The 3,635-nt window shown below is 62.9% G+C and carries 4 protein-coding genes and 1 tRNA gene; 2 read left to right on the top strand and 3 right to left on the bottom strand.

The annotated features are described in order from the left end of the window. Positions 1 to 176: 176 nt before the first annotated feature. The 3 genes from NKJ06_RS34845 to NKJ06_RS34855 all read right to left on the bottom strand — a co-directional run bounded on the left by NKJ06_RS34845 (position 177) and on the right by NKJ06_RS34855 (position 1,125). A tRNA-Glu gene (locus NKJ06_RS34845) sits at positions 177 to 251 on the bottom strand. A gap of 92 nt (positions 252 to 343) precedes the next feature. Continuing rightward, positions 344 to 751: a VOC family protein gene (locus NKJ06_RS34850; RefSeq protein ID WP_352636281.1), complete on the bottom strand. Its 408-nt coding sequence runs from the start codon at positions 749 to 751 to the stop codon at positions 344 to 346. Further along, positions 748 to 1,125, bottom strand: a complete 378-nt coding sequence (locus tag NKJ06_RS34855) for a fimbrial protein (protein ID WP_352636283.1) — start codon at positions 1,123 to 1,125, stop codon at positions 748 to 750. Before NKJ06_RS34855 ends, NKJ06_RS34850 begins: the two co-directional genes overlap by 4 nt. Positions 1,126 to 1,152: 27 nt before the next feature. Between NKJ06_RS34855 and NKJ06_RS34860 the strand changes: the two genes are divergently transcribed. Continuing rightward, on the top strand, positions 1,153 to 2,193 hold the full coding sequence (locus NKJ06_RS34860; RefSeq protein ID WP_352636284.1) for an RluA family pseudouridine synthase: 1,041 nt from the start codon (positions 1,153 to 1,155) through the stop codon (positions 2,191 to 2,193). Positions 2,194 to 2,381: 188 nt separating this feature from the next. Next, a complete protein-coding gene (gene rpoH, locus NKJ06_RS34865; protein ID WP_013529255.1) occupies positions 2,382 to 3,293 on the top strand; it encodes an RNA polymerase sigma factor RpoH in 912 nt (303 codons plus the stop codon). The last annotated feature ends 342 nt before the right edge of the window (positions 3,294 to 3,635 follow it).

Raw genomic sequence — 3,635 nt, forward strand, 5'->3', positions numbered from 1 at the left:
CGCAAAGCCGCTCGCTCGCTACAGCGCTACCAACGGCGCGCTCGCGAGCAGCTTCGCTACCGCCGAGCTACACCACCTCATGGGACACGACCGGTGCCATTGGGCTCTTCAAGGCTGCGGCCACATGGTGGGCGTGCGGGGTGCGCGATGGCATTCTGCGAATTTGTTGAAATCTTTGGTACGCCCAAGGGGAATCGAACCCCTGTTCCCGCCGTGAGAGGGCGGTGTCCTGACCGCTAGACGATGGGCGCGCTCAAGAACCGGCGATATAGGCTGCGCGCTGGGAAAAAGCAACTGGGGTTCGACCAGCTTTGCCACATCGGTAGAAAGCCGGCCACAAAGCCTATCGTTTCGGCTCGATCAGGTCCCAGAGATTGCCGTGCAGATCGGCGAAAACGGCCACCGTGCCGTAGGGCTCGAAGCGCGGTGCTTCGCGGAATTCGACGCCTCTCTCCAGCATTGCCGCATGGTCGCGGGCAAAATCGTCGGTTTCGAGGAAGAGAAAAACTCGGCCGCCGGTCTGGTTGCCGATGCTTATGCTTTGTGCCTCGTCGGAAGCCTCGGCCAGCAGCAGCCTGGCGCCTTGCCCGCTGGCCGGCGCGACCGTGACCCAGCGCTTGCCGCCGCCGAGATCGATATCGTCGGTAAGCAGGAAGCCAAGCCGCTCGACATACCAGGCAATCGCCTCGTCATAGCTGGCGACTACCAGGGCGACGGTCGCGATGCGGCGGTGTTCGGCGAAACCTTTCATTTGTTGCGGATCGCAAAACGGCCGATCAGGCGGCGTGCGGCGATATCATAAATGAAGATCGTGCGGCTGCCGTCGGCAAGCTCGGCGTCGATCGAGACGCGATTGCCGGACAGCGACTGGCTGACCACCCTGGCGCCGACCGGCAGCACGATATCGCCGCTGACCGGTTCGCCGGCGGGTGTCTGGATATCGCCGGTCAGCGGCGGGTTCTCAGGAGATGCTTTGCGGGATTTGTAGACAACCGCCGCGATCACCACCATAAGAGCCAGCAAAAGCAGGCCGAGATTGATGGCCATGAAGCGGATGAGCTTGCCGCGCACCTTGTCGATCTCGGGGTCGAGCGGCTTCTCTTGGTCTTCCTCGGCATTGGCCATGGCAAAATAGTCCGGAACGGTTTTTCAATGAGCGCTCATAGCGAAGAGGCCCCTGAATTGATAGAGGCGGCGCCGACCGTGCTGGTAGCGGGCGCGGATGCGACCGGTCAGCGCCTCGACCAGTGGCTGGCGGCCAGCCTCGGTCCGGACATGTCGCGCAGCCGCGTGCAGATGCTGATCAGGCAGGGCGCGGTGAGCGTCAACGGCAAGCGCATCGACGAGACCAAGCGCAAGATGACGCCAGGCGAAAGCGTGTCGGTCAACATGCCGGAGCCGGAGCCGGCCGAACCGCAAGGCGAAAACATCGCGCTCGATGTGCTCTATGAGGACGACGAGCTGATCGTCATCAACAAGCCTGCCGGGCTTGTCGTGCATCCCGGCGCCGGCAACTGGACCGGCACGCTGGTCAACGCGCTGATCCATCATTGCGGCGACAGTCTTTCAGGTATCGGCGGCGTGCGCCGGCCGGGCATCGTGCACCGGCTCGACAAGGAGACCAGTGGCGTCATGGTGGTGGCCAAGACCGACCGCGCCCACAAGTCACTGTCCGAAGCCTTCGCCGATCACGGCCTGACCGGCGATCTCGAACGCGCCTACCTGGCGCTGGTCTGGGGCATACCGCAGAGACCGACCGGAAAGGTTGATGCGCCGCTCGGCCGCGCCGCCGACCGCGTGCGCCGTGCCGTGGTGCCGGAAGGACGCGACGACGCCCGCCATGCGGTCACCCACTTTGCCGTGCAGGAGCGTTTCGGCGAGACACAACAGGAGTTCGCCACGGCAAGCCTGGTCGAATGTCGGCTCGAGACCGGCCGCACCCATCAGATCCGCGTCCACATGGCGCATATCGGCCATCCGGTGATCGGCGACCCCGACTATGGCCTGGCCTTCCGCACCAAGGCCAACCGGCTGCCCGAACCGCTGAAAAGTCAGGTCAAGGCATTTTCCCGGCAAGCTTTGCATGCCTGGCTCCTTGCATTTCGTCACCCCACTACCCATCTAACGATGAGGTTCGAGGCGCCTATACCGAGCGACATGGAGGAACTCGTAGGCGGCTTTCGCAAGCTCTGAACCTGCCCCAGAAAAACCTGAGCGGCATTGTTCACTTCAACGTGACACACTGTTTCGTGTTGAACAAAGCCTGTCTTTTCTGGTTTTGTTCCTGTATAACAACTGCGTCGCGAGCGAGCCATTTGGTGCTCGCGTCATATGTCCGCCGCGTTTCGGGGGCATCACTCCAATAGAGAGGGGGCGCTATCATGGCCCAGTCATTACCCAGTATCGTTTCCGGCGAAGGCGGCCTCAGCCGCTACCTGGAAGAAATCCGCCGCTTTCCCATGCTGCAGCCGCAGGAAGAGTACATGCTCGCCAAGCGTTACGCCGAGCATGAAGACACCTCCGCTGCGCATAAGCTCGTGACCAGCCACCTCAGGCTCGTCGCCAAGATCGCCATGGGCTATCGCGGCTACGGCCTGCCGATCGGCGAAGTGATCTCGGAAGGCAATGTCGGCCTGATGCAGGCCGTCAAGAAATTCGAACCCGAGCGCGGCTTCCGCCTCGCGACCTATGCCATGTGGTGGATCAAGGCCTCGATCCAGGAGTACATCCTGCGCTCGTGGAGCCTGGTCAAGATGGGCACGACAGCCAATCAGAAGCGCCTGTTCTTCAACCTGCGCAAGGTGAAGGGCAAGATCCAGGCGCTCGACGACGGCGACTTGAAGCCCGACCAGATCGCCGAGATCGCCACCAGGCTGAACGTTTCCGAAGCCGAAGTGGTGTCGATGAACCGCCGCCTGTCCGGCGACGCCTCGCTCAACGCCCCGATCCGGGCGAGCGAAGGCGAGTCCGGCGAATGGCAGGACTGGCTGGTCGACGACCACGAAAGCCAGGAAGAGATGCTGATCGAGCAGGACGAGCTGGAGAACCGGCGCGGCATGCTGTCGGGCGCTCTTGCGGTGCTCAACGAGCGCGAACGGCGCATCTTCGAGGCCCGTCGCCTCGCCGAGGAGCCGCTGACGCTGGAAGAGCTGTCGTCCGAGTTCGACATCAGCCGCGAGCGCGTGCGCCAGATCGAGGTGCGCGCCTTCGAGAAGGTGCAGGACGCGGTCAAGGCCGCCGCCAAGCGCCAGACCCAGGCGCTGCGCACCATCGAGGCCCAGCCGGCGGCGTAAAACCGGGATCGGTTACGAAAAACATCAAAGCGGCGCCTGGAACCGGGCGCCGCCTTTTTTGTGGGTAACGGTGGCGCTGGCAATTGGCGAAAACCAGGGCGACATCCGATCTCCCCCCTTGCGGGGGAGATGTCCGGCAGGACAGAGGGGGGTGTGAAGGATCGCTACTTTTCGGCGTCAGTCACCCAACCAAAAGACTGAAGGCACAGCCACAATTAGCTGACAGGTCGGAGGGGCAGCACCCCATAGGCGCTAACTTTACGCTATGCCGGCGATCCTTGCTGCTGCGGATTGGCTTTTGCTCCGTCTGGGCGGATCGCAGACTTGGCGAATGATTTCGGT

It is taken from the genome of Mesorhizobium sp. M0293 (assembly GCF_040321735.1).
Taxonomy (GTDB): domain Bacteria; phylum Pseudomonadota; class Alphaproteobacteria; order Rhizobiales; family Rhizobiaceae; genus Mesorhizobium.